We start from the raw sequence: 26,089 nt of genomic DNA on the forward strand, positions 1-26,089 counted from the left end.
TTTAAGCCTTACACTCTACATGTGCCTTAAATGTACTAGAGCCTTTGTTTACTTTATACAACTTCGTAATTGCTAATTGCTGCTCTTCATTAATTTGCCAATTACTAAAATGGTATTTTTCACCATTCTCAAGGCTAATCTTAAACACCGTAAGAAAGGCCACTTTCTTAAACTCAATGGCTTTAATCTCTTCAGCATTTATATAACGCTTACCAAAACCACGAGAATAGCAAATGCCAGCTTTGTAGCAGTGTAAAAAACGGATCTGCAAAAAGTTTAATACCGTGATAAACAGTAAAACTGGCAAAATAAACATCAGTAATGACGTACCAATAATGTTAACACTAAATGCAACAAGACTAGCCAGCACTAACTTGCTTCCCTGTACGGTCCAATTTGGACTTAACTTAATCGTTTTCATGAGAATATATCTTTAATTTTTAATAAAAATAAGCAGGACTTTTAATACAAAATGATTAACTAATCATTCGCAAGGCAATTCTACACCGTTCAAAAAAGGTACACAAGGTGCAAAATAAGACTTTTAGACTAGAACAAAATGATTAATTCACAACTTACTAAAAAGCATAGCTTTTTAGATTAAAAATAAATTTGTACAAAAATCATGCACATCAAACCACTTAGTACTTATTTGGTAATTATGAAAATAAAACCAATACTAAAAACCGTGATCATATTGGGAACATTAATAAAGAAGCACTGAATAGAAGATTAATTTAGATGTGTTATTTGTAATCGTGCTTGGCGGGCAATAAAAAACCCGCAACAAGTGCGGGTTTTTTGAAGAAATTAAAAGGCTAATTACTTAGCAGCTTTTTTCTCTTTTTCTGCAGCGATTACGGTTTCAGCTACGTTTTGTGGACATGGTGCGTAGTGTGAGAACTCCATAGAGAACTGACCACGACCAGACGTAATAGTACGTAAGTGACCGATGTAACCGAACATTTCAGAAAGTGGTACTTCACCCTTGATGCGAACGCCCATTGCGCCTGCTTCTTGGTCTTTGATCATACCACGACGACGGTTAAGGTCACCGATTACGTCACCTACGTTGTCTTCTGGTGTGAACACGTCAACTTTCATGATTGGCTCAAGAAGTTGTGCACCCGCTTTAGGGATAGACTGACGGAAAGCGCCTTTAGCAGCGATTTCGAACGCGATTGCTGATGAGTCAACTGCGTGGAAAGCACCGTCGAAAAGTTCTACTTCAACGTCTAATACTGGGAAGCCAGCTAGAACACCTTCATCCATCATAGACTTAAAGCCTTTCTCAACTGCAGGCCAGAATTCCTTAGGAACGTTACCACCAACAACTGAAGATGTGAATGTGAAACCTGAGTTAGGCTCACCTGGTTTGATGCGGTAATCAATTTTACCGAATTGACCAGAACCACCAGATTGTTTCTTGTGCGTGTAGCTATCTTCGATTTCTTTCGTGATAGTTTCACGGTAAGCAACCTGAGGTTGACCAACAACTAGGTCTACGCCGTAAGTACGCTTAAGGATATCTACTTTGATATCTAAGTGAAGCTCACCCATACCTTTAAGGATGGTTTCGCCTGAATCTTCGTCAGTTTCAACTTGGAATGAAGGATCTTCTGCAACCATCTTACCGATCGCGATACCCATCTTCTCGTTACCGCCTTTGTCTTTAGGCGCAACAGCGATTGAGATAACTGGATCAGGGAAGATCATCGCTTCAAGTGTACATTCGTGCTTAGGATCACATAGAGTGTGACCAGTTTGAACGTTCTTCATACCAACAACAGCGATGATATCACCCGCTTGTGCTTCAGTAAGTTCAGTACGCTCATCAGCTTGCATCTCAACCATACGGCCGATACGCTCTGTTTTACCTGTTGCAGAGTTAAGTACTGTATCACCTTTTTTCATACGACCAGCGTAGATACGGATGAATGTAAGTGCACCGAAACGGTCGTCCATGATTTTGAACGCTAACGCTTTAAGTGGTGCATCTGCATCAACAGTTGCAACTTCACCAGTCGCTTCACCTGTTTCTGGATCAGTTAGAGGCTGTGGATCAACTTCTGTAGGCGCAGGTAGGTAATCTACAACCGCGTCTAGTACTAATTGCATACCTTTGTTTTTGAATGCAGAACCACAGAACGTTGGGAAGAACGCAAGATCACGAGTACCTTTACGGATACAACGCTTGATTTCTTCTAATGAAGGCATTTCACCTTCCATGTACGCTTCCATTAGCTCATCGTCTTGCTCAACAGCAGACTCAATTAGCATCTCATGGTATTCTTCAACTTTGTCTACCATGTCAGCTGGAACGTCTTGTACTTCGTAGTTTTCAGGAAGACCTGTCTCGTCCCAAACGTATGCTTTTTTCTCAAGTACGTCTACAACACCACAGAATTGGTCTTCGATACCGATTGGTAAAGTCATAACTAGTGGGTTAGCACCAAGTACTTTTTCTACTTGACCAACTACGCGGTAGAAGTCAGCACCCATACGGTCTAGTTTGTTTACGAAGATTACACGTGCAACTTCTGATTCGTTCGCATAACGCCAGTTAGTTTCTGACTGTGGCTCAACACCACCAGAACCACAGAATACACCGATACCACCGTCTAGTACTTTAAGTGAACGGTATACTTCTACTGTGAAGTCAACGTGTCCCGGAGTATCGATAACGTTTAAGCGGTGGCCTTTCCACTCACAAGTTACAGCTGCTGATTGGATTGTAATACCGCGCTCAGCTTCTTGTTCCATGAAGTCAGTAGTAGACTCACCGTCGTGTACCTCACCAGTCTTATGAATTTTACCCGTAAGCTTAAGGATACGCTCAGTGGTGGTAGTTTTACCCGCGTCAACGTGGGCGAAAATACCAATATTTCTGTACTTCGATAAATCTGCCATTATTTTACTCTTAATAAAGTCGAAAAATTATTCGGCGGGAGTATAGCATTACTTAAAGCGAACATCACCATAGAAGTCGCTTAAAATGCAATCAATTTTATAAAATTTTTATATGCAAAGGATAAGCGGCACTTTTTAAAGTGCCGTTAAAGTGATGTTAAGGTGCCAAGGAGTCATTTTATGTCTCCAAAAATAAAAAGAGATTCGAAATAATGCGAAAAAACGCCTAATCAAATGCCATCTCAGGAATCTCACCCGAGACAATAAGTTTGCCTTGTGTCTTTGCAATAATCTCATCAACCGAAACACCTGGGGCACGCTCTAATAAATGAAATGCACCGTCTTTAATTTCTAATAACGCTAAATCGGTGATCACTTTATTAATACAACCAACACCAGTGAGCGGTAAACTACACTCTGTTAGTAGCTTTGATTCACCGTGTTTATTGGCGTGCGTCATGGTGCAAATAATGTTTTTAGCACCGGCCACTAAATCCATTGCGCCTCCCATGCCTTTAACAAGCTTTTTCGGGATCATCCAACTGGCAATGTTGCCGTTTTGGTCAACTTCAAAGGCACCCAGTACCGTTAAATCAACATGCCCGCCACGGATCATGGCAAAGCTTTCTGCAGAGCTAAAAATAGCCGCCCCCGTTGCCGCAGTGACCGTTTCTTTACCGGCGTTGATCATATCGGCATCAACTTGGTCTGCGCTTGGGTAGGGACCCATACCGAGCAAGCCATTTTCTGATTGCAGCATCACTTCGATGCCATCAGGGACATAATTCGCGACTAAGGTTGGAATTCCAATGCCTAAATTAACGTAGTAACCGTCTTGTAATTCCATCGCCACGCGTTTAGCGATTTGTTCTCGTGATAATGCCATCTGCGTGCTCCTTATTGGCTCTCTTGCTTAGTGGTTACTTTCTCGATGCGTTTTTCAAATTCACCTTTAATCACGCGGTCAATATAGATACCCGGTGTGTGAATTTGACTTGGCTCAAGCTCCCCTGGCTCAACGATTTCTTCAACTTCAAGAACCGTAATTTTGCCCGCGGTTGCCGCCATCGGGTTAAAATTCATTGCCGTATGTCGATAAATACAATTGCCGTAACGGTCTGCTTTCCACGCTTTTACTATCGCAAAGTCACCCGTAATACTTGGCTCTAATAAATAATCGCGACCATTAATATTGCGGGTTTCTTTACCCTCAGCGACCGGTGTACCCACACCCGTCGCGGTATAAAATGCAGGAATACCCGCACCACCAGCACGCATTTTTTCAGCTAAGGTGCCTTGCGGTGTGAGCTCAACCTCAAGCTCACCGTTTAATAATTGCTGCTCAAATAACGCGTTTTCGCCGACATACGACGCCACCATTTTGCGGATCTGCTTGTCTTCGAGCAACACACCTAAGCCAAAACCATCTACGCCGCAGTTATTCGACACCACGGTTAAATCACGCGTGCCTTGACGTTTAATTTCAGCAATTAGACCTTCGGGAATACCACATAAGCCAAAGCCGCCAGCGATGACAGTCATGCCATCTTCAAGGCCTGCCATAGCATCACTATACGTTGTTACTACTTTATCAAAACCAGCCATGGGCTCCTCCTATTGTGCTGTCCAACCGCCATCAATGGCGATTGCTTGCGCAGTAATGTTTCTTGCTGCATCCGCCATTAAAAAGCTCACGGTATGCAGTATTTCATCTAAGCCGATAAATGCCTTTTTCGGCATAGGAGCAAGCATAATGGTGTCGATCACTTGCTGCTCAGAAATGCCATGTTCTTTCGCTTGAGACGCTATTTGCTGCTCCACCAGCGGGGTTTTCACATACGCCGGACACACCGTATTAATCGTGATGTTGGCATCGCCAGTTTCGAGTGCCATGGTTTTTGCAAAGCCAATTAAGCCATGTTTTGCGGCGATATAAGCCGACTTATACTTAGAGGCGACCATGGCATGAATTGAGCCAATGTTAATGATGCGACCAAAATCTTGCTTACGCATACGCGGCAATACCGCTTTGGTCATCATTGCCGGACCAACAAGCATTACCTGTTGTAAAAACTGCCATTTATCTGCCGGAAAGTCTTCAAGCTTGGCAACATGCTGGATACCCGCATTATTAATAAGAACATCAATCGGCTGATTTAGCTCAGTGAAAAATTGCTCTATCGCAGTGCTGTCTGCCACATTCAGTGCATAGCCTTCAGCGCTACCGCCTTGCTCTACAATTCCTGCTGCTGCTTGCTGCGCCGCATGTTGATTTAAATCAGTGACAATAATGGTATGCCCTTGCATCGCAAGTTGCTGGGCAATATACAGCCCAATACCACTGGCAGCACCGGTAATTAAAACTGTTTTGCTCATCGGGTTACTCCTCTAAAAACTCACTGATAAGCTGCGCCTTAGGCGCAATTGAGAACAGGCCATCAAGGTGCCCCCAACCGCCTTCGATTTCAGAAAGCGTGACATCTTTACCTTGCGCTTTCATGGTTTCATACACAGCGCGCATGTTTTCAGGGCGTAGCAATAAGTCGTTACTTGCAGGAAGCAGTAAGGTTTTTGCAGATACGTTTTTAAGTGCACTGGTTAAATCACTTTGCATACCCGCCGTAAATAATTGTGATGCCCGGACCAAATACAATACATGGTTCGCATCTTGAGTTTGCGCACGCGCCATTGCACGCTGTGCAAGCACTTGGTTTAATTTAGGCAAAGTGCGAATGTCTTTTAACGCCCCGTCATCTAGAACGTTAAAATCTGGGAAACTGGCATTGTAAATAATCGGGTGCATTGCATCTTGAGTGATATTGAGCATGGTTGCAGCAAGCCCCTCTAACGGGCGCTCTTTGCCATAGTAATTACCTTGTTGCCAATTTTTATCAAGGCGAATTGGTAAAGCCCATTTTTCAAGTGCTGCGACAGTCCATGCGTCCATCGTTGCCGCACCAATGACATGAATTAAACGCTCTACTTTATCGGGGTAACGTGTTGCCCATTCAAGCGCTTGAAACGAGCCCATAGATGCGCCCATTACTGCATGTAATTTATTAATGCCTAGGCTGTCTAATAAACGCTTTTGCACATTAACAAAGTCAGTGATCGTCACAACAGGAAAATCCAAACCATAGGGTTTACCCGTTTTTGGGTTAATCGATGCTGGACCTGTGGTGATCACATTAGAATCGTGCCAATTCGCATTCACTAAGGTGTCTGAACTGATCACAAAATATTTATTAGTATCAATCGCCTTACCTGGGCCGATGATCGCATCCCAATACCCTGGTAATGCATCATCTGCTTTATATTTTCCCGCAGCATGTGAGGTACCCGAAAAATAATGGGTAATTAAAATCACATTATCTTTGTTGGCATTTAATTTACCGTAACTTTCCCAACCAATATCGACTTTAGGTAAAGTCACGCCAGAGACAGTGGTAAAGTCCTTTGTCGTAAAATGCTGTTTTTCTACCAGCATTGTCTGAGGTGGTGTGTTATCAGCAGCAAACGCTGTGCAACTAAATACAACCAACCATAGCAACATTATTAATTTAGTTTTCATTGCTGTTCCTTAAAATAAAATAAAGAGTCCAAGTGCCAATGCCACACCTATGAGCGGAATAACCGCTGTTAGCGCTGCCATTGACCAATAAGCGCGTTGATGCGTTTCTTTACAGATAGCGCGTATGGTCGTTACCACATAGCCATTATGCGGCAAGGTGTCGAGTGCGCCCGAGCTAATTGCCACCACACGGTGTAGTTGCTCTGGGTTCACACCCATATCTAAATACCCAGGTGCGACAAGGGGTAATGCAATGGCTTGCCCGCCAGAAGCCGAACCAGTTAAACCCGCAATGACACTCACGGCAACCGCAGCCCCTACAAGTTCATTGCCAGGCATATGCGTCATTACATCCACAGCAGCAGTAAACGCAGGTGACACCTTAGCCACCGCACCAAAACCAACAACTGCTGCGGTATTACCAATGGCGACCAATGCCCCGGTTGTACCCACATTAATGGCATTCCCCATATCGTGAAAATGCTTAAAGTTAATAATCACAATACTTAACACCCCTCCCAGCAACGCAACGATCAATGCTGTTTGCTGTAACACATCGTGTAAAGTAAATGATAAAAGCAGTACCACAATCAAAGGGATCACCCCCGTAATTGGGTGCGGGCGACGACGTTCAATTATTACCGGGTCGTCATCACGCGCTTCGAAAGTTTCGCCATTAGCCACCGCTTTTTTGATCATTTTGTTTAACCAAAAATAGCCTGCTATAGCCATGAAAATAGCCACCACTAAACTCACTTCCCATGCAGCATAAGGCGAGGTACCTAAGTGCTTCACGGGGATCCAGTTTTGGATTTCAGGTGAACCAGCCGAGGTCATGGTAAAGGTCACTGAGCCAAATGCGAGGGTCGCTGGAATAAAACGGCGCGGTAAATTGGCATCTTTAAACAAACTAAGTGCCATTGGGTAGACAGAAAACGCTACGATAAACACGCTAACGCCACCATACGTTAATACAGCACACGCAATCACTACAGCAAGCACCGCGTGCTTCATGCCTAGTTTACCCACAATATAACTTGCCACACTGTCTGCCGCACCCGTGTCTTCCATAAACTTACCGAATAAAGATCCCAGCAAGAACATAAAGAACCACGCACTTAAGAAACCAGCAAAGCCGTCCATATAGGCATTAATAAAGTTTGAGTCAGCCGACACAGGAAAAATAGCCATGCCACTACTGAGTGCGACAAGTAGCGCACAGATTGGCGCGGCAATAAATAAATTTACCCCACGCAACGTTAAAATGATCAGCAGTATTAAACCGCCTAACAGTCCTATCATGCTCAGCATAGACATTCCTATAATTATTGTTATTAAACAGATGAGGTGACATCGGAATAATGCATTCAGTCTTACCTTAAGCGCCAAAAAAAGACATAACACTAAGGTACTATCTGCTTTAAAAATAGCTTAAAAGCTTGATAAATAAAGGCCTATAGCGGGTATAGCACTATGGTACTAATTCATTTTTCGCAACTATCTTCTACATTAACTGACAGGTGACACGGGCAAATATTATGAGTCTTAGGCAACATCATCGTGAGTGGCCACAAGACAAATGACAACAATAACAAGGAATACAACATGATAAAGCTTAACCCAAAAGTCGCGCCACTTACTCTGGCAGTCTCCCTTGCTTTAGCAGGTGTGAATGCGCAAGCAGCTGATCAAGCAGAACCTGCAGCCAAGAAAGGTGAACTTGAACGCATTCAGGTAACAGCGCGTAAAACCGTTGAAAACCTACAAGAAGTACCTGTTGCAGTGACCTCAATTGGTGCTGAAGAGCTGGCTGAAAATGGCATATCAGTGATGACCGAAGTTCAACAGTTTTCACCTAACACCACACTACAAGCAAGCCGTGGTACTAACTCAACCATTACTGCATTTATTCGTGGCGTAGGTCAGCAAGATCCACTGTGGGGCTATGAGCCTGGTGTCGGTATCTATATTGACGACGTCTATTTAGCGCGTCCACAAGGTGCGGTACTCGACCTACTAGACGTACAACAAATCGAAGTACTTCGTGGTCCACAAGGGACGCTGTATGGTAAAAATACCATTGGTGGCGCAATTAAGTATGTCACCAAAGAAATGAGCGGCGATGCCATGTTAAATGTGCAGGGCACAGTGGGTAGCTACAACCAAAAGGACCTTAAAATCACAGGTCAACTGCCTATTGTTGACGAAAAACTGTATGTGGGCTTTGGGTTTGCTACATTAAACCGTGATGGCTTTGGTGAGTTTTTAACCTCAGCACTTGATAACCAAGACCGCGAAAACTACAACAAAGATGTCACTGCAGCTCGTGTTACATTAGAATACACACCAACAGATGACTTATTCTTCCGCTTAGCGTGGGATAAAACAGAAGATAAATCGAACGCCAAAGGCGGCTACCGTTTACTACCAAGCTTACTCACGGATGCGCCAGTCCCCGACAGTGTATACGACTCATACACCAGCTTACCAACATGGAACAAAGTTGAACTTGAGGGTTACAGCTTAACTGCACGTTGGGATATGACTGATTACACCAGCATTAAATATGTAGGTTCAAGCCGTGAGAGCTATTCACCAACCAACATCGACTTTGATAATACTTCAATTCAAATTTTCGATGTTCCTGCTATTTACGATGATGAGCAAACCACTCATGAATTGCAGCTAAACCATCAAGGCGATAACTACAAACTGGTTTCGGGTCTTTATTACTATGACGGTGAATCATGTGGTCAATTCCAAGCTATCTTGAAAGTATTAGGTCAGGCATTAGGTGGCCCAAGTTTAACTCGTGAAACAGGTGGCTGTAGTAACTCAACAAGTAAGGCTGCTTACATCCAAGGTAGTTATGACTTTAACGAACAATGGTCAATGACATTGGGCGCGCGTTACACCAAAGACAAAAAAGAAGCGAATGTTTATAACGGTTTAATTTTTGATACTGTTTATCCAGAATCAGACTGGATCCCTGGTTACACTCGCCCAGAAGGCCAACTTGTACCAACGGTACTCGATGATGAAGAAGAATGGTCACGCTTCACACCGCGCGCAGGTGTTGAATACCAGTATTCAAACGACATTATGTTCTTTGCAAGTTATGCGCAAGGCTTTAAATCAGGCACATTCAACCCGCGTGCAACAACCGCAGAGCCAGCTGCACGACCAGAAATTGTTGATTCTTTCGAAATGGGTATGAAGAGCGAATGGAACAATAACTTACGTGCAAACGTCACCGTATTTACCCTTGATCATAAAGACCGCCAATATATTTCTGTACTACCGGGCGACAGTGCAGCTGATTTAAACCAACGTTTAGGTAACATTGGTGAATCTAAATCAGACGGTATTGAGCTTGAACTTAATTACGTAGCCACAGAATCACTCAGCTTTGATGCCTCAGTCGGTTATATCGACAGTAGCTTCGACAATGTTATTGATTACAATCCTGAAACAGGTGAAGCATTTGACAAGTCAGACCGCTTTAGCGTTTCAAATACGCCTGATTTAACCTTTAATTTAGGTGCAACATACCGTATGTACACTGAAATGGGTGACTTTGTCGTCAATGGTAATTACTACTACCGTGGTGATTATGCACTGTTCGAAGAAGACAGCCTATTAACGCAAGATGCTTACGGTATCTTCAACATGGGTGTGACATGGTACAGCACTGATGGTCATTGGACGGCGGGTCTTTACGGTAAAAACTTAACCGACGAAGAGTACATGATTGGGGGTTACCAATTCGTAGCACCTGATCCGAGCGACCCTACCGATACTAGCAAATACACCCCAGGTTTAGGGGGTGATAATACGCTAATCGGTTACTACGGCGACCCTCGCACTGTCGCTTTCACCGTAGGTTACCGTTTCTAAATCCTTGTGTGAGAAAGGTTTGCCTGATACTTCCCCTCAGGCAAACCTTGTTTCCAACTGTAAAATCACTTATAACATAACGCATTGGAGAATCGAGGGAATGTCTTTAGCTGTGAACACCATAATCGCCGATGATCATCCGTTATTTAGAAGTGCACTTCGTCAAGCGGCCGCAACATCTGTGCCTGAAGAACACATAAAAGAAACCAGTGATATTGATGGCTTATTTACATTATTAGCCGCTCACCCAGAAATTGAGCTGATTTTTTTAGATCTCACCATTCCTGGTGCAAATGGTCTGCAAGCCCTGTCGCAATTGCGTAATCACTACCCCGATATTTTAGTCATTATGGTCTCAGCCAATGAAACACCCGCCATTATTAAACAAGCAATGAGCCTAGGTGCAGCTGGCTATATTCCTAAGTCATCGTCTCTTGATGTGATCAGCGAAGCAATTAGTCATGTGCTAAATGGCGATACGTGGTTACCTCCTGAAGTTGATTTAACCGATGTGGTAATCAATGATGAGCAGAGTGAGTTTGCTCGTAACCTTGAAAAACTCACCCCACAACAATACCGCGTGCTGGCGATGATTGCCGATGGTTTACTCAATAAACAAATTGCTTTTGAAATGTCGATTCAAGAAACCACCATTAAACAGCATGTATCAGCCATTTTACGCAAACTCAATGTGTATAACCGTACTCAGGCAGGTATTTTATTTAATCAGCTTTCGCAGGTTGGTAAAATAGAAGACAACTAAAATAGAAGACAACGAGTACTGTACTAAACTCACATTAATAAACCACGTTAATAAACGCGACTCCCGTTTTTATTTAAAATTCCCATTAGTGAGAATTCACCTTCCGCATTAAAAACAAAACACTATATATTTTAATAACTTAAAGTTTGGCACACTCCTCGCTTATGTGTTCGTAACAAGCATATACCGATAAAAATGAACGCTAAGGATAATCATGTGCTTACGCTACAACCTGATAACGCGCATGCGAAAAAGCAACTGGCTAAGCTTGCAAAATTAAATCAATAAACGCCGTTTTTATACGCTGTCCCACTTTTGATTTATTAATCCCGGAAGTGGGAATTTCCGCATTCACAAAAACATAAAAAGCCATATAATTCATAAACTTAAATATTGGCATGTTCCTCGCTATTGTATTTATTAATTAAAAACACAATGAAACATAGCCAATGGATTTAGATAGCACCTTAAAACCTAGCAATAAGCCAAGTCAGCGTAAAAAGTTGATCATTGGCGTCTTAATTATAAGCACGTTGCTTGTAATGTGGTTGGTCAAATCATGGCTCGCCCCCACGACGCTCTTGGCCAAGCAACTGCAAATCGCCACCGTTAAAAAAGCCGATTTTATAGTGAAGATACGCGGTTTTGGTCGTTTAAAACCCAAATTCCAACGCTATTTAACCAATACCGATACTGCCATGGTCGAGGCTATCCATGTTTACCCTGGCACCTTAGTGACTAAAGACACGGTTATACTCAGCTTAATAAACCCGCAACAAGCACAACGTTTATCGGTTGCGCGATTAGAACTCGCCCGCCAAAAAGCCAGTGTCAATGAGCAACAAATTAACCAGCAAAGTGAACTACTTGAACGCCAAGCTAACCTCGCGATTTTAAAAAGTGAATTACAAAGTGCAGAGCTCAGAGCCGATGCCGAAAGCAAATTAGTTGAGCAAGGTATTGTTTCAAGCTTAGATTACAAACGCAGCTTACTCAGTGTCGCACAACTAACTGAACGCGTTAACATCGAAAAGCAACGCCTTATGCAACTAAAAGAAATGCACCTACAGCGCGATAAAATTCAGCAAGAGTTATTAAGCCAATTTGAGCTGAATTATCAGGTAGAACAACACGCATTTGATGAACTGCAAATCAAAGCCGGTATCGATGGCATGCTGCAAGAGCTCAATGTAGAACTTGGGCAAAACCTCATGCCGGGCACCCGCCTTGCTGTTGTGGGTTCAAATAAAGCACTCAAAGCTGAGCTCAGTGTACAGCAAGCCGATGCAGAAAAAGTGGCACTAAATATGACAGCTAAAGTAAACACCTTTAGCCAAGCGGGTCAGGGAGAAGTAAGCGCTAAAGTGACCCGAATTGATCCTATCGTGACCGACGGTCGCGTGATCATAGAACTTGATTTAGAAGGGACGCTGCCTGCCAATGCTCGACCCGACTTAAGCATCGAAGGCTATGTAGTGAGTAATATCATCCCCGATGCATTAACCATTAATGTACCGCAAAGAGCAACGGCGCACAGCCATGCCACTCTTTTTAAACTCAATCCAAGTACTCAGTTAGCAGCGCCAATTAATATCGAATTTGGTACACTCAGTGACAACCAAATTCAACTTTTGAGCGGCGCCACTGAGGGCGAACAGCTGATCATTTCAGATCTTTCTAAATGGCAGCATTTGGCAACAATAAAAATCGAACAGGACAGTTTATGAAAACCAATACGCTTATCTCATTAAACAATATCGCCAAAGTCTATCGCGGCCAAAATGTTGAAACCTATGCATTAAATAACATCAGTCTGAACATTAACCAAGGTGACTATATTTGCATTAGCGGCCCCTCTGGCTGTGGTAAATCAACGCTGCTTTCACTACTGGGCTTGCTTGATAGCCCTACAGGTGGCGACTATTTCATTAAAGATGTCGACACTAAAACCCTCGATATGGATCAACAAGCAGAGTTGAGAAATCTACATATTGGCTTTATTTTTCAGTCGTTTAATTTAATTGATGAACTATCTGTATTCGATAACGTTGCACTACCTCTCACCTATAGAGAGCCCGCAATGAGCCAAAACGACATTGAAGCGGCAGTAAAGCAAGCACTCGATGAAGTAGAAATGGGCCACCGTGCTCAGCATAAACCCAATCAATTATCGGGTGGTCAACAGCAGCGCATTGCTATCGCCCGTGCGCTGGCTGGTAAACCCAGCATTCTATTAGTGGATGAGCCAACGGGTAACTTAGACTCAAAAAATGGTGATGCGGTTATGGACTTGCTCGATGAGCTGAATAAAAAAGGCACCACGATTTGCATGGTTACCCACGACTTACGTTACGCAGGACGTGCCAAAACCCAGCTAAAACTACTCGATGGCGAAATTATTTCCTACTCAGAGGCGCGTCAAGCCTCAGATCACTTAGCAGCCACTGAACACAATGAAGAAAGTGCAGAGGTGATCTAACATGAAACTAACCAAAATACGCACTCAATTGAGTTTAGCATGGGCATCTCTGATGAATGCCCCCGGCTTTGTAACGGCGGTTATCGCAACATTGGCACTCACCCTCGCCACCTTGTTTGTGGTACTCAGTTTAGTAAACAGCTACTTTTTAAAGCCACTGGATGTCTACGATGAAAATCGCATGGTGGTCGTTGAACAATCCCTTACCTATGATGACTACGACGCCACCGGCTTTCAAAGTTATCAGTCGATGGTGCATTGGCTTAAGCATAATCAAAGCTTCGAGCAAAGTATGATGATCAATGCTGGCGAGCAAATCTTTGCCAACCTCGATGGCCAACCAAAAGAGCCGGTACTTTATGTGGGTGGCAATTATTTTGACTTGTTGCACACCCCATTCTTACTGGGGCAAGGTTTTGACCTTGGCGAAACGCTAGAAACACTCGACGATCGCGTAGTGATTTCAGCCAACTTTTGGCGTAAACATTTTAATAGCGATCCTAACATTATTGGTAAACCCTTGTCGGTTATGGCCGGTGAAACCGATCATGTTCACCGTATCGTGGGGGTTGTTGATGATTCATTTAGCCCACCTTATATGTTTAAAGCAAGTGATGTTGAAGTGTGGTTTCCAACCAGTGCAGACCTTCGTTACTTTCAGAATGATAATGATGATTGGCAAAGCCCGTGGACAAACACCTTTAAAAACTTAAAGCTAATTGCCGTTTTAAAACCCGGCGTGACAATTGAGCAAGTTAAAGTCGATTTAAAACAACAAATTGATACCATAAAATCAGAATGGCTCAACAATGGCGGCATTACCGATGTAAAACCCGAAGTAACCGCCTATCGCGACGTTGAATTAGGCAAAAATGATGACTTAAGCTTAATGATGCTTGCAGGAGCCGTGGGCTTATTAATCATTGCGGTGCTGAACGTCAGTACTTTATTTTTCTCGCGTGCGCTGGCGCAACATAAAACCCTCGCTTTGCAAGCAGTGCTCGGTGCTAAACGAAAAACCTTGTTTAATAGCATATTCTTACAGTCACTTATTCTAATGACTTTGTCGGTCAGTATTGCACTGTTTTTAGCTGTCTGGGGCATACGTTTATTTAAAGTATTGGCCGAAGGGCGTTTACCCTTGGTTAATAGCCTTGCTGTTGATAGTACACTGGTGATCGTTGCAGTGCTTTTATGTATTGCACTTGCCACTATTTTCTCTGTGGTAACAGCGCGTTTAGTGAATTACAAAACCCTAAATACGCAAATGCAAAACAGTGGTAAAGGCGGTGTATCACAAGTATCTGGCCGTACGGTACGCATTTTAATTGGCTCACAAATGTTTGTTGCCGCCCTACTCGTTAGCTTTTCGGTAATGGTTGTGAGCAAAGCCCTCGGTACGATTAATCGCCCTTTAGGCAGTGACACCGAAAACCTGTATGTTGCGCAGCTATTCCAGCCAAATAATCAAATGTCGCTGGCTGAGCGCTACGAACACGCGCTGCAATACAAGCAAGTTTTACTTAATAGCCAAGGCATTGAAGATGTGGCCCTCGGTCACAGCCCGGTGTCGCCAAGACAATACGCCAACACCCTGACTGATGTAAATGGTAAAAGCTCAATTTTCTTCCCAAGTCAGTGGGTGGGGCCTGATTACTTTTCTTTAGTGAACACGCAAATTCTCGCGGGGCGCACTTTTACTGAGCAAGCAATACGCGGTGAAACCAACGAGATACTGGTGTCACAAAGCGTGGCAGAAAACTTATTACCCGATCAAGATTATCGCAATATTATTGGTAAATCTTATCAAGGCCTGGAAGAAAAAATGTATGAAGTGGTCGGCGTAACCGAAGACTTTAATCACCCAAAATACTACGACGAGTCGTTTGGCCGTCATATTTGGTGGCCGGCCAAGCCGTATAGCTATTTTTTCACAATTAAAGCCTCTGAAGGCGTTAAGCTAACCAATAAACAAATACTTAATACACTAAAAGAAAAGAACAGCGACTTAACCATGTGGCAGTTTAATGACTTACAACACGAGTACGACAATTTACTGTATATGAGCCGACTAACTGTGGTTCTGTGTAGTACCTTAGCGCTATTTACTCTATTATTAGCGGCAATCGGTATTTTTGGGGTACTGAGCTACAACCTTGGTCTGCGCCGTTATGAATTCGGTATACGCATGGCTTTAGGTGCTAAAAAAGCACGTTTATTCAAACTGATGAGTGTTGAAGCGATTATCCCTGTTTTAATTGGTTTTAGTGTCGCGTTGGCTGCTGTGATTGCTGGTTTTTACTTATTACAAGGGCAGCTAATGTCTTGGCTGGTACTTGATGTAAGGCTGCAATTACTCGCTTGGAGCATTACCTTATGTATTGCCCTATTCGCTTGCTTTAGGCCTTTGGTTTTACTGCTTAAAGCAAAACCTATGGCTGCACTGCGTAACGATTAACAGCACAAAACGGTGGCTTAAGTGCTAACTTAAGCCACATCAACAGGACAAAAAGAAAAACATCATGGACAAAATCTTAGTCATTGACGATCAAGCTGATGTGCGTCTGGCTGCAACCGTTGCATTACAACAACTCGGCTTACAATGCCTTGAAGCGGAAGGCCCTGAACACGCTTTTGACGTGTTGAAATCAGAACATATTAGCTTAATTTTACTCGACATGAACTACAAACTCGACACCACATCGGGTGAGGAAGGACTGCGTTTTTTAAAGCAACTAAATACGTTAGGTTCAACCATTCCCGTGATCGTAATGACGGCGTGGGCAAGCATTGATGTCGCCGTTAAAGCCATGCAATTAGGCGCGGTCGATTTTGTAGAAAAGCCATGGAATAATTTGCGCTTAACAGCGGTGGTGCAACAGCAGTTAAAACTAAAACAAAGCCACCATGATAATGCCTGCTTAAAAGCACTTACCAATAACACACACGCTAGCTATATAGCCCATTCTGAGGTAATGCAACAACTACTCGCCAAAGCAGAGCGCGCCGCAAAAACCGATGCCAGTATTTTAATTACCGGCGAAAATGGCACAGGCAAAAGCTTACTGGCCAATTATATCCACCAGCATTCTATACGCAGTGACAAACGCTATGTAAGCGTAAATATAGGCGCCATTGCACCATCACTCTTTGAAAGCGAATTATTTGGCCATAAAAAAGGGGCGTTTACTGACGCCAAAGAAGATCGCTTAGGGCGTTTTGAAATTGCCGAAGGGGGCACTTTATTTCTTGATGAGATAGCCACTTTGAGCCTTGAACTACAAAGCAAAATGCTGCGCGTGCTCGAAAGCAAAGAATTTGAGGTATTAGGTTCAAGCCAGACCAGAACCGCCGATGTTCGGATTATTTCGGCAACCAACTCAGAACTTGCAACGGCGATTGAGCAAGGTGAATTCCGCCGTGATTTACTGTTTAGACTCAACACCATTGAGCTACATATTCCTGCGCTTCGCGACAGAAAAGCGGATATTGCCCCCTTAGCGGAGCATTTATTACTCACTCATGGTAAAAAATACCAACGTTCAAATATGTCGCTAAGTAACTCAGCCATCGAGGCATTAGAACAATACAGTTGGCCGGGTAATATTCGTGAACTGAGCCACTGCATTGAACGTGCTGTGATCATGAGTGACAACATCAATATTCAAGCAAGCGATCTCATTTTAGATCAACCTAGCTGCGAGCAACCAAATAACAGTGCAGATAAAACGCTGCCCTTATTGCCCCTTGAAGAGCTTGAAAAACAGATGATTCAAAAAGCATTGCTGCAATTTAATGGCAATGTGATTGCTGCTGGCGAATTTTTAGGGTTAAGTAAATCAGCTATTTATCGTCGCATTGATAAACACCAACTTGACCTAAAAGAAGTAGACCGTTAAATGGGTGCAAAGCAATCGTTAGAGAAGCGTGTAAAACGTTATTATTCTGTGGTGTTAATTGCCCTATTCACATTGGGCATCGCACTCACATTGAGCCTAAAGCTCGACTGGTTCGCCAGCATTAGTCTACTGCTGCCTTTTATTGGCGTAAGCGCATTCGCATTAATTAAAAGCTACCGCCTGATCACCGATGTCGTAGAGCGTTTTGGTTTACAGCTTGACGCACTCGCCAACGACGAGAGCAATAGCTGGCATTTAGCTTTTTATGAAAGTGGCCGGGTTGCCTCACTCAAAAACGACTTTGCTAAGCTGAGCGATAAAATAGCGAAAAACAAACGCCACTATATGCAAACCGAAGAGTTTGTCTTTGAATTTGCGAGCATGCTAGATTTACCCATTGTGATATTAGACCCACATAGCTTGGTATATTTTAGCAACCGTGCTTTTTTAAACAGTATACAAAATAGCAATATAGAAGGTAAAACTGCCAGTGAGCTGGGGTTAACACTTCAAGACGGGCAATGGCAGCAGCAAAAAAGCGCCCCCTTTACACAGCGCTTTCAGATAGCCTCACAAACTTTTTGGCGGGCTGGCAGAAGCTTTGAATTACTGACCTTTTTTTCAATCGAGAAACAACTTCGCGAAAACGAACAGCTTGTCTGGCAGCGCCTCATTCGGGTATTAAATCACGAAGTTCGTAACTCCCTCACCCCGATTTATTCAATGAGCCAATCGTTGCAAACCATGAAGCGTCAGGGACAAATAAGCAATCACGATGATCTTGCTCAAGATATGCTGCAAGTCATCGAAAAACGCGCCCAGCACTTGTTAGACTTTGTGAGCAGTTACAGTGCCTTTGCAAAACTACCACCTGCAAACAAACAACCGATAAGCAACGAGCAATTAAATACGCGTTTAACAGCTATCTTCCCTGAACTCGTTATAAATAGCAGCGAAAAGCTGCATTTTAGTGCCGATTTAGGGCAACTCGAACAAGCCTTAATCAACCTGATAAAAAATGCATTTGAAGCAGGTAGCAATTCTGCTCCTAGCCTCACTTGGTCAAGACAAGGTGATAACTTAAATATTGAAATTAGCGACCAAGGTTGTGGCATTCAAAACCCCGACAACCTATTTGTGCCATTTTACTCAACCAAAGCTAACGGCACAGGCATAGGACTGATAATCACCCGCGAACTAATACGCAATCAAGGTGGCGAGCTTACTTTAACGTCGCAGCCAGCGCATGGAACGCAAGCAAAAGTGAGCGTGCCCTGCAGCACTATTTAACAAATGTTGCTTTAACACGCTGAGATAAAAGCATATAGGGGCCCCAAATTAAGGCTTGAATAACTCCCCTTATCAGCATAGTTTTCATTTCACTATCAAAAATGGTGACACTCGGCACAAGTAAGCTCACAACAAAAGCATCAAGCACTATAAATGCTAATCCACCAAATAATATCGCTAAGTACCAACTTACAAATGCTTTCTTATGCTTAAAAAACAACACAATTAAATAAAGCGAAGCTAAAAATAATACTGCATTAAACACCATTTCAATGATTAGTAAAGGTTCCCAAAGCGGATGATACATATCACCAAATTGCGAAGTTAAACGTTGCCACATCTCAGTCGTAAAAATGGGTTTAAATGTGTTGATACTTTCATAAAAAACCCGAAGTGGGCTGATAACCACTCCAATAGCAACCAGAATCAGCCAACCTTTAATACCGACTAAATCCTTATCTCCTTGAACATCGGCTGTTTGAGTCGCGCTTTGTTGTTTAACCTCTTCCATGACATCTCCTTTTTATTATTTTTTCACTATACGCCGATTTTTGAAGAATCCTATTTCCACCTCACACTATTTAAACATCATCCACTCTTCATTTTCACCAAATGCCTTTATAACTAAAAAAGAGACAAAAAAGGCTAATTTTGGTTGGCTAATACTGTTTATTTCAGTAATTTGTCATATAAAACTAAACGTAATTAGAAAATAATAATGAAATGGATGCACCTATACCTCACGTTATCATCGCTTTTTTTACTTTTTATAAGCTGCTTGGTAGTTGCTGATGATTACCAGGTTACGCCAGCGGATAGCTGGGTCAAACAGCATGAACTACTAACACCGAATATCCCCAATGAGCATATTAAAGATGGGACCTTCTATCTTATGCTCGATACACAGTTTAAGGTGACTGAACAAGCACCACAGCAACGCTTTACTCGAACGGTTATGCAAGCTGCCAATCAATCTGGAGTAGATTATATTAGTCAACTCAATATTGATTTTGACCCTAGTTATCAATCACTTTCGCTCAATAGTTTAGGGATTATCCGTAATGGTGAATATATAGACAAACTGGGTAGTGCTCAGCGACAGGTTTTACAACGTGAGACCGACCTAGCAAGTCGAATATACAATGGCACATTAAGCCTAAATATCATTATTGATGATATGCGTGTCATGGATATATTAGATTACAGCTATACGATTTCGGGCAGCAATCCGGTTTATCAACACTTTAGTACAGCGAGAACTCTTAATTGGTCTGTGCCCGTTGTGCAGCAATTTATGCGGGTTCTATGGCAAAAGCCAACCCCTTTACACATCAACTTTGTCAATGGCGAATCAACTCTTATCAGTACTCCCCTAAATATAGGATTTGACTACCAAATAAACCAACACAATGAACCTACAATGATCTCAGCAAGTGAAGTACCTTATTGGTACTCACCGTATAAACAAGTTTATTTCTCTGAAGTTAATAACTGGCAAGAGGTCATTGATTGGTCACTGCCACTTTACCAATCAGCCATTGAAATTAGCCCTGCTATTGAAACTATTACTCGTCAAATCAAGTTGCAGCATACTGATTTAGAGTCACAAATAGTTGCAGCACTGCGTTTCAGTCAAGACGAAGTTCGTTACTTGGGGCTCGAAATGGGCACCAACTCGCATCGGCCAACTCCGGCATCAGAAACCCTTGCACTGCGCTATGGTGATTGTAAAGACAAAACAGTACTGCTTATTTCATTGTTAAAAGCACTGGGCGTTGACGCCTATCCAGCATTGGTAAATACAGAAGAAACAAAGCGTTTAGCGAGTTTACCTGTCGCCCCAAACTTATTTGATCACGTCATTGTCACCCTAGAGCACCAAGGGAAGCGCTATTGGCTTGATCCTACCACGTCATATCAACGCGGCGACTTAGCGCATTTAGCACAACCAAACTATGGCGTGGCTTTAATCGTTAAAGAAGGTGAAACAGGCTTCACAGACATGCTTACTAAGCCTCTGGTCAAGCGTGTTCAAGTCTTTGATAGCTACTCAATCCCCGAAAAGGTAGATGATGCCACCCACTTTACAACTCGCTATGAATACGGCGATTTTGAAGCGATAAGCCGCCGTAGTTCAATAGCAAAAAATAGCCTTAAAAGCACAGAAGATGATTACAGAGAATATTATCAAGACTCTTTCAAAGGTTTAAAAACAGCTAAACCCATGACCGTAGATACCCTTGATGACACAGGCCAACTAATTACAAATGAATACTACACAATTGATAATTTCTGGAAACCTGACAATAAAGGCTATCGCAACGATTTTTATGCCAGCGAAATTCAAAACAGCGTTTATAAACCAGAACAGCTAGAGCGTAATGCCCCCATGTGGTTTCGGTATCCAAATGATATTGAAACAACAATTCAAATCGCATTCTCAGAGCCTAATTGGGAATTTGAGGAAGAACAACTCAGTATCGACAATCCCTTTTTCCATCTGGAAAAACGCGTTACCTTCAAAGACTCTATACTTACCCTTTACTTTGATTACAGTGCGAAGCAAGACCATATTCCTGCAGACCAAATAGAGCAATACCTCAACGCGCGGAAAAAACTAATTAACGAAACACAATATGGCATTATCAAATATGGTACTAACACTGCGACTACCACGCAGGTAGATGAAGAAACCAATTGGTATAGCGTTTTTATTTTAAGCTACTTAGCGGCAATCATCTTTTTCATCGCGGCTTGGCGTTTTGAAGTTCGAAAACGTCCAGAATTTGAAGGTACGCAGTTCTACCCTGTCAGTAACAGTAAGTTTGTTATTTACAGCTTATTGAGCTTAGGAATATTCATTAACTACTGGAGCTATCGCAACTGGAAAGCGATAAAAGAGCAACAACAAAGCCATATAATGCCGATTGCCCGAGGTATATTTGCACCACTGTTTTTTATTCCGTTGTTACTTGAGCTTTGCAAGCACAGCGAACAAACCTTTGGCAAAAATAAGATCATGCCCGTTGCGGTTGGGTTCGTGTTATGGCTGGCGATTATCATTTCTGAAGTCGTAAGCTATAACTGGGAATATGGTACCTGGCTGTTTTTAGTTACGCCTATTTTATGGTTGCCTCTAGTTAATTACATTCAAAACCTCAAGCAACCTGAACAAGCTCTTGAGTACCATTCTCAATGGCGAGCGAGGCAGGTTATCATTTCGATATTCATGCTGCCTTGGCTATTTTATGGCTTAATTTATGAGCTATATTTGTTGCCAAATTCAACCATAGTAACCGGCGATAAGCTATGGTCGTATCAAGTTAACTTCTTAAAACGAAAAGAGATCATCCCAGCAAATGAGAATGTGCAATACTTTTATAGTGATGCCTTTGTTGATTTTAAAACTGATGGAAACGGCATAACTGAAAACACCATTTTTAGTTACTGGGAAAATGAGCACGGTGTGCTTGAGAAAGATCAGCGCCGCTTTAGTGACATTAAAAAGCTCAACGTTGATTATGCTAAAAGCGCCCTACTAACCACCACGCTAACGGTCATTGACCACAATGGTGATGAAATGCTGTTATTTTTGAGCCATGAAGATGACTTAGATAAGAAGTTTGTCGCTGAGGTAGAGCGCTTAATTAAAGCCAATACCCCAGCCACGGAGCAAAACGCAGATTAAGTCAGTCGCTTAATCATACGCTTTAATGCGGGCGCTTTCAGTGGCTTATAAAGCAACGGATAGCCCGCATCGAGCACTAACTCGCGTATACCCTCGTCATGGTTTGCGGTATTTACAATTGCAGGCAGTGTTGTTAAGCCTGCTTGCTCTATGACCTCAAGACCCGTAACACCATCATCAAGTTGATAATCAATGATCAGCAACTGCGGCAAGGGCTGCTCAGCTTTTAATTGTTCCAGCTCAGCTAAGTTAGTTGCCGTAGAGATTTCGCATCCCCAGTTTTCAAGTAACTGCTTTAATGCCTCTAATACATTGCTATCGTTATCCAGCAGCCAAATCCTTAATTGCCCAAGCTCTGTTTCTTGCGATATTTCAGCTCGTTGTGCCTGCTTTGGTGCAGCGCTAACCTTGCAAGGTAGGGTTAAAGTAAATTGTGTACCTTTGCCCAGCTCAGAGCCCATTACGAGCGGTATTTTTAATAAGTCGCAAATACGTTTTGTAATGGCAAGACCTAACCCAAGTCCTTCAGCACTCGGTTTAACACCCAACTGCTTAAACTCTTGGAATATGGTGTGTTGATCACCGGCAGCAATACCAATCCCTGTATCTTCAACAATAAACGATACATGGTCATCATCGTGATGCATTTTAAGGCGAACTTCGCCGTGCTCGGTGTAACGAATTGCATTGCTGAGTAAATTGCGAAGCACACGACGCAATAACGCTTTGTCTGTATGCAAACGGACATCACATGTTTCTAAAATGAACTTTAACCCTTTGTCACTTGCTAACGCTTCGTAATCATTGCGCAATGGTTCAACCAAACTACTGATGGCAAATTCACTCATTTGCACTTTAAATGATCCCGAATCAAGTTTAGTTAACTCTAAAATACTCGATAACAATTCTTCAGCACTGCCGAGCGAATTCTTAATATTCATTGCCAGTTCTTTAAGTTCTGTGTCTTGGGCTTTTTCATTCATTAAGGAACAAAATAAGCTCGCAGCATTAAATGGCTGTAATAAATCATGGCTGGCAGCTGCAAAAAAGCGCGTTTTACTGACGGTTGCTTGCTCAGCGACTTGTTTTGCCATTGATAGCTCTTGGTTCGCTTGAGTGAGTGCTAAGGTCCGTGCGGCCACTTTTTCTTCAAGGCTAACATTGGCCTCTGTGAGTGCTTTTTGTTGTTTTACAAATTCAGTAATATCTGTGTAAGTCGTTACAAAGCCACCACCTGGCAGCGGATTACCTTGCATTTCAAACACGCGGCCATCATTGTGTGAGCGCTGATATTTATACGCACTGCCTTGGCGCAAATACGCCAAGCGTTTTTCAACTTCACTGGTCATACTCTCACCGCTAAACAAGCCGCGCTCAGCATTAAAGCGAATAATATCGGCAACCGGACGACCGATATACAAGGCATCATCTGGGTAAGCAAACATGTTTTTGTAGCCTTGATTCCAAGCAACTAAACGCAGTTCACTGTCGACTACACTGATACCTTGTTGAATATTTTCTATGGTTGATTGCAACAGGTCACGATTAAATTTCAATACTTGGCTTGCTTCATCAACAAATTCAGCAACTTGCTCAAGAGGTTGGCGCTGCTCATTTTTGGCAACATCCAAAATAAGCCGTGCTGAAGCGCCCCCGATGACCGCCGACATTTCACGCTCTACGAGTAACTCAAGTTCAACATTTGCGGGCCGCTTCCATTTACTTTTATCTTCAGGAAAATAGTGATTTACCAGCGATTGCCCCGCTTCTTTTTCAGCAAAGCGCTGCAATAAAGCCCCTAAATCGTGATAACTTAAAGGCTGCAAATGGTTACTTACACGAGATTCATTTCCTTGAGCAACAAACTTATTACTTTGTAAACGCTCAGCCAGTGTTGCACGACTAAACAGAGGCACCAAAAAGTACACCAAACAATTCGCACCCAACGATAACAATAAAGCCTGACTGATACTTTCAAGACCCAGCGAAAATAAATCAGTCGGTGCAAGCCAGCTAATGTGCCAAGGGCCATCAACCAACCATTGGCTATCGTTACCTAATCCGCCCGCTAAATTGGGCAATAATAACGTGTAACCCCAAATAATAAAGCCACTCAAAATACCCAGTTGTGCACCCCGGCAAGACGCTTGTCGCCACCACAAACCAATGATCATGGCCGGTGAAAATTGGGCAACCAACGTAAACGACATCAAACCAACATTAGCTAAGGTAGTGCTTTCACCTAAAACCCGATGCGTGAAGTAACTTAATAATAAAATCAGTACGATAACGATTTTACGCGCATGCAAAAGGTTATTTTTATCCAAGCCTCGGCTACTCGACGTGAGTTGTGAGCGGCGTAAAATGAATTGGTTAATAAAGTCATTGGTGATCATCACCGAGAGTACAATTGCCGACACAATCACCATACTCGTCGCCGCTGAAAAGCCGCCTAAAAAGGCCAACAATGCAACAAAGGCATCGTCTGCGGCCATGGGTAATGCCAATACAAAGGTATCGTAGCCTACGTCTTGTCCTTGAAAATAAATAAGCCCGGCATACGCAATCGGCAAAATAAACAAGTTGATAAGTAATAAGTAAATAGGAAACAGCCAACGTGCTGAAGCCAGTTCTTTATCGTTATTTTTTTCAATAAAGCTCATATGAAACTGACGTGGTAAGCACAAGGTAGCCAAAATACCCAAGAGAGTATGTGCAACATACACATAGGTCGGACTCTTTGAAGCCGCAACTTGTTGGTCAATATTTAATTGTTGTGCCGTTTCAAAAAGAGCGATGGGACTGTCGAATAAAACGAAACATACGTATAAACCAACCGCTAAAAATGCCAGAAGTTTCACCACCGACTCAAAGGCAATACTGGCGATTAAACCGGGGTTATGTTCACTGGGTTTTAAGCGTCTTGCACCAAATAAAATTGCAAATAACGCCAACAAGAGCGTGATATAAAAAGTGCTGTCGGCCCATACCTCACTGCTTTGTGTCACTGCTCGGTCGGTTAGTAAATTAATACTTTGTGCGGTCGCACTGAGTTGCAACGAAATATACGGTACAATAGCAATCACAGAAATTAGCGATATTAAGCCCGACAAGCTTGATGATTGACCATAACGAGTCGCGATAAAGTCAGCCATGGAAGTGATTTTTTGCTGTCTACAAATATGGGCAATTCGGCAGTAAATCTGCCAGCCAAAAATAAACAGCAGAATCGTGCCAGCGTACGTTGGTGCTAACCACCAGCCGTTATAAGCTGCTTGCGCCGTAGTGCCAAAAAAAGCCCACGACGTACAATACACGCCCAACGACAAACCATAAGTTAAGCCTTTAAAAGGCAACACCTTTCTTTTATCAGCCCAGCCTGCAACAGCAAATAAAATTGCTAAATAAACAATCGCAAGTAGGCTTATTGACCAAATTGAAAACATCGCATGTGATTTTTTTAATTATTATGGCACCAGCATAGTTTTTATTGGCGCTAATTTACAGCCTAACTTTAGTGCTAATGCGTGTAATAGCTATACTTTGAAGAAAATAAAAATTAAATGAGAATTATTTGCAATAGAGTGTTGAC

Annotated in this window: 17 protein-coding genes; 8 read left to right on the forward strand and 9 right to left on the reverse strand. The window is 42.7% G+C overall.

The annotated features are described in order from the left end of the window. Window position 1 precedes the first annotated feature (1 nt). From JIG41_RS07095 to JIG41_RS07125, 7 genes are all read right to left on the reverse strand, one after another. Window positions 2-421: a hypothetical protein gene (locus JIG41_RS07095; RefSeq protein ID WP_036973553.1), complete on the reverse strand. Its 420-nt coding sequence runs from the start codon at window positions 419-421 to the stop codon at window positions 2-4. Between the two features lie 401 nt (window positions 422-822). Then, on the reverse strand, window positions 823-2,910 hold the full coding sequence (fusA, locus tag JIG41_RS07100) for an elongation factor G (RefSeq protein ID WP_199524485.1): 2,088 nt from the start codon (window positions 2,908-2,910) through the stop codon (window positions 823-825). A gap of 226 nt (window positions 2,911-3,136) precedes the next feature. Further along, entirely contained in the window at window positions 3,137-3,796 is a 660-nt protein-coding gene (locus JIG41_RS07105; protein WP_036973555.1) for a 3-oxoacid CoA-transferase subunit B, read from the reverse strand. Between the two features lie 11 nt (window positions 3,797-3,807). Beyond that, window positions 3,808-4,515, reverse strand: a complete 708-nt coding sequence (locus JIG41_RS07110) for a CoA transferase subunit A (protein ID WP_075594213.1) — start codon at window positions 4,513-4,515, stop codon at window positions 3,808-3,810. Window positions 4,516-4,524: 9 nt separating this feature from the next. Next, window positions 4,525-5,286: a 3-hydroxybutyrate dehydrogenase gene (locus JIG41_RS07115; RefSeq protein ID WP_036973558.1), complete on the reverse strand. Its 762-nt coding sequence runs from the start codon at window positions 5,284-5,286 to the stop codon at window positions 4,525-4,527. Between the two features lie 4 nt (window positions 5,287-5,290). Next, window positions 5,291-6,481: a homoserine O-acetyltransferase gene (locus JIG41_RS07120; protein WP_036973560.1), complete on the reverse strand. Its 1,191-nt coding sequence runs from the start codon at window positions 6,479-6,481 to the stop codon at window positions 5,291-5,293. Between the two features lie 9 nt (window positions 6,482-6,490). Beyond that, window positions 6,491-7,792, reverse strand: coding sequence for a GntP family permease (locus JIG41_RS07125; RefSeq protein WP_036973562.1), 1,302 nt, complete (start codon window positions 7,790-7,792; stop codon window positions 6,491-6,493). A 294-nt stretch (window positions 7,793-8,086) separates the two neighbouring features. Between JIG41_RS07125 and JIG41_RS07130 the strand changes: the two genes are divergently transcribed. From JIG41_RS07130 to JIG41_RS07160, 7 genes are all read left to right on the forward strand, one after another. Beyond that, on the forward strand, window positions 8,087-10,378 hold the full coding sequence (locus JIG41_RS07130; protein WP_065979464.1) for a TonB-dependent receptor: 2,292 nt from the start codon (window positions 8,087-8,089) through the stop codon (window positions 10,376-10,378). A 100-nt stretch (window positions 10,379-10,478) separates the two neighbouring features. Continuing rightward, the gene (locus JIG41_RS07135; protein ID WP_036973567.1) at window positions 10,479-11,141 is read left to right on the forward strand and encodes a response regulator transcription factor; all 663 of its coding nucleotides are present in this window, start codon (window positions 10,479-10,481) and stop codon (window positions 11,139-11,141) included. A 449-nt stretch (window positions 11,142-11,590) separates the two neighbouring features. Continuing rightward, window positions 11,591-12,868, forward strand: coding sequence for an HlyD family secretion protein (locus JIG41_RS07140; RefSeq protein ID WP_036973572.1), 1,278 nt, complete (start codon window positions 11,591-11,593; stop codon window positions 12,866-12,868). Continuing rightward, the gene (locus tag JIG41_RS07145; RefSeq protein WP_199524486.1) at window positions 12,865-13,620 is read left to right on the forward strand and encodes an ABC transporter ATP-binding protein; all 756 of its coding nucleotides are present in this window, start codon (window positions 12,865-12,867) and stop codon (window positions 13,618-13,620) included. The genes JIG41_RS07140 and JIG41_RS07145 overlap by 4 nt, the downstream gene beginning before the upstream one ends. A 1-nt stretch (window position 13,621) precedes the next feature. Continuing rightward, a complete protein-coding gene (locus JIG41_RS07150) occupies window positions 13,622-16,078 on the forward strand; it encodes an ABC transporter permease (protein ID WP_199524487.1) in 2,457 nt (818 codons plus the stop codon). Between the two features lie 64 nt (window positions 16,079-16,142). Continuing rightward, on the forward strand, window positions 16,143-17,519 hold the full coding sequence (locus JIG41_RS07155) for a sigma-54 dependent transcriptional regulator (protein ID WP_199524488.1): 1,377 nt from the start codon (window positions 16,143-16,145) through the stop codon (window positions 17,517-17,519). Continuing rightward, window positions 17,520-18,809: a PAS domain-containing sensor histidine kinase gene (locus JIG41_RS07160; RefSeq protein ID WP_199524489.1), complete on the forward strand. Its 1,290-nt coding sequence runs from the start codon at window positions 17,520-17,522 to the stop codon at window positions 18,807-18,809. Here the strand turns inward: JIG41_RS07160 and JIG41_RS07165 are convergent. Next, window positions 18,802-19,320, reverse strand: a complete 519-nt coding sequence (locus tag JIG41_RS07165; protein WP_199524490.1) for a DUF2569 domain-containing protein — start codon at window positions 19,318-19,320, stop codon at window positions 18,802-18,804. The two genes, JIG41_RS07160 and JIG41_RS07165, sit on opposite strands and share 8 nt — an antisense overlap. 207 nt (window positions 19,321-19,527) lie before the next feature. Here JIG41_RS07165 and JIG41_RS07170 point away from each other — a divergent pair, with 207 nt between their 5' ends. Beyond that, window positions 19,528-22,497: a DUF3857 domain-containing transglutaminase family protein gene (locus JIG41_RS07170; protein ID WP_199524491.1), complete on the forward strand. Its 2,970-nt coding sequence runs from the start codon at window positions 19,528-19,530 to the stop codon at window positions 22,495-22,497. Here JIG41_RS07170 and JIG41_RS07175 read toward each other — a convergent pair. Next, window positions 22,494-25,943, reverse strand: coding sequence for a PAS-domain containing protein (locus JIG41_RS07175; protein ID WP_199524492.1), 3,450 nt, complete (start codon window positions 25,941-25,943; stop codon window positions 22,494-22,496). The genes JIG41_RS07170 and JIG41_RS07175 overlap by 4 nt on opposite strands. Between the last annotated feature and the right edge of the window lie 146 nt (window positions 25,944-26,089).

This window comes from Pseudoalteromonas sp. bablab_jr011, from assembly GCF_016464045.1.
Taxonomy (GTDB): Bacteria; Pseudomonadota; Gammaproteobacteria; order Enterobacterales; family Alteromonadaceae; genus Pseudoalteromonas; species Pseudoalteromonas lipolytica.

Excerpts from the sequence above, each read along its gene's own strand:
- JIG41_RS07170 (WP_199524491.1), top strand. The coding sequence starts at position 19,528 with ATGAAATGGATGCACCTATACCTCACGTTATCATCGCTTTTTTTACTT.
- JIG41_RS07125 (WP_036973562.1), bottom strand. The coding sequence starts at position 7,792 with ATGCTGAGCATGATAGGACTGTTAGGCGGTTTAATACTGCTGATCATT.
- JIG41_RS07145 (WP_199524486.1), top strand. The coding sequence starts at position 12,865 with ATGAAAACCAATACGCTTATCTCATTAAACAATATCGCCAAAGTCTAT.
- JIG41_RS07105 (WP_036973555.1), bottom strand. The coding sequence starts at position 3,796 with ATGGCATTATCACGAGAACAAATCGCTAAACGCGTGGCGATGGAATTA.
- JIG41_RS07130 (WP_065979464.1), top strand. The coding sequence starts at position 8,087 with ATGATAAAGCTTAACCCAAAAGTCGCGCCACTTACTCTGGCAGTCTCC.
- JIG41_RS07135 (WP_036973567.1), top strand. The coding sequence starts at position 10,479 with ATGTCTTTAGCTGTGAACACCATAATCGCCGATGATCATCCGTTATTT.
- JIG41_RS07095 (WP_036973553.1), bottom strand. The coding sequence starts at position 421 with ATGAAAACGATTAAGTTAAGTCCAAATTGGACCGTACAGGGAAGCAAG.
- JIG41_RS07150 (WP_199524487.1), top strand. The coding sequence starts at position 13,622 with ATGAAACTAACCAAAATACGCACTCAATTGAGTTTAGCATGGGCATCT.
- JIG41_RS07175 (WP_199524492.1), bottom strand. The coding sequence starts at position 25,943 with ATGTTTTCAATTTGGTCAATAAGCCTACTTGCGATTGTTTATTTAGCA.
- JIG41_RS07110 (WP_075594213.1), bottom strand. The coding sequence starts at position 4,515 with ATGGCTGGTTTTGATAAAGTAGTAACAACGTATAGTGATGCTATGGCA.
- JIG41_RS07115 (WP_036973558.1), bottom strand. The coding sequence starts at position 5,286 with ATGAGCAAAACAGTTTTAATTACCGGTGCTGCCAGTGGTATTGGGCTG.
- JIG41_RS07160 (WP_199524489.1), top strand. The coding sequence starts at position 17,520 with ATGGGTGCAAAGCAATCGTTAGAGAAGCGTGTAAAACGTTATTATTCT.
- JIG41_RS07155 (WP_199524488.1), top strand. The coding sequence starts at position 16,143 with ATGGACAAAATCTTAGTCATTGACGATCAAGCTGATGTGCGTCTGGCT.
- fusA (WP_199524485.1), bottom strand. The coding sequence starts at position 2,910 with ATGGCAGATTTATCGAAGTACAGAAATATTGGTATTTTCGCCCACGTT.
- JIG41_RS07165 (WP_199524490.1), bottom strand. The coding sequence starts at position 19,320 with ATGGAAGAGGTTAAACAACAAAGCGCGACTCAAACAGCCGATGTTCAA.
- JIG41_RS07120 (WP_036973560.1), bottom strand. The coding sequence starts at position 6,481 with ATGAAAACTAAATTAATAATGTTGCTATGGTTGGTTGTATTTAGTTGC.
- JIG41_RS07140 (WP_036973572.1), top strand. The coding sequence starts at position 11,591 with ATGGATTTAGATAGCACCTTAAAACCTAGCAATAAGCCAAGTCAGCGT.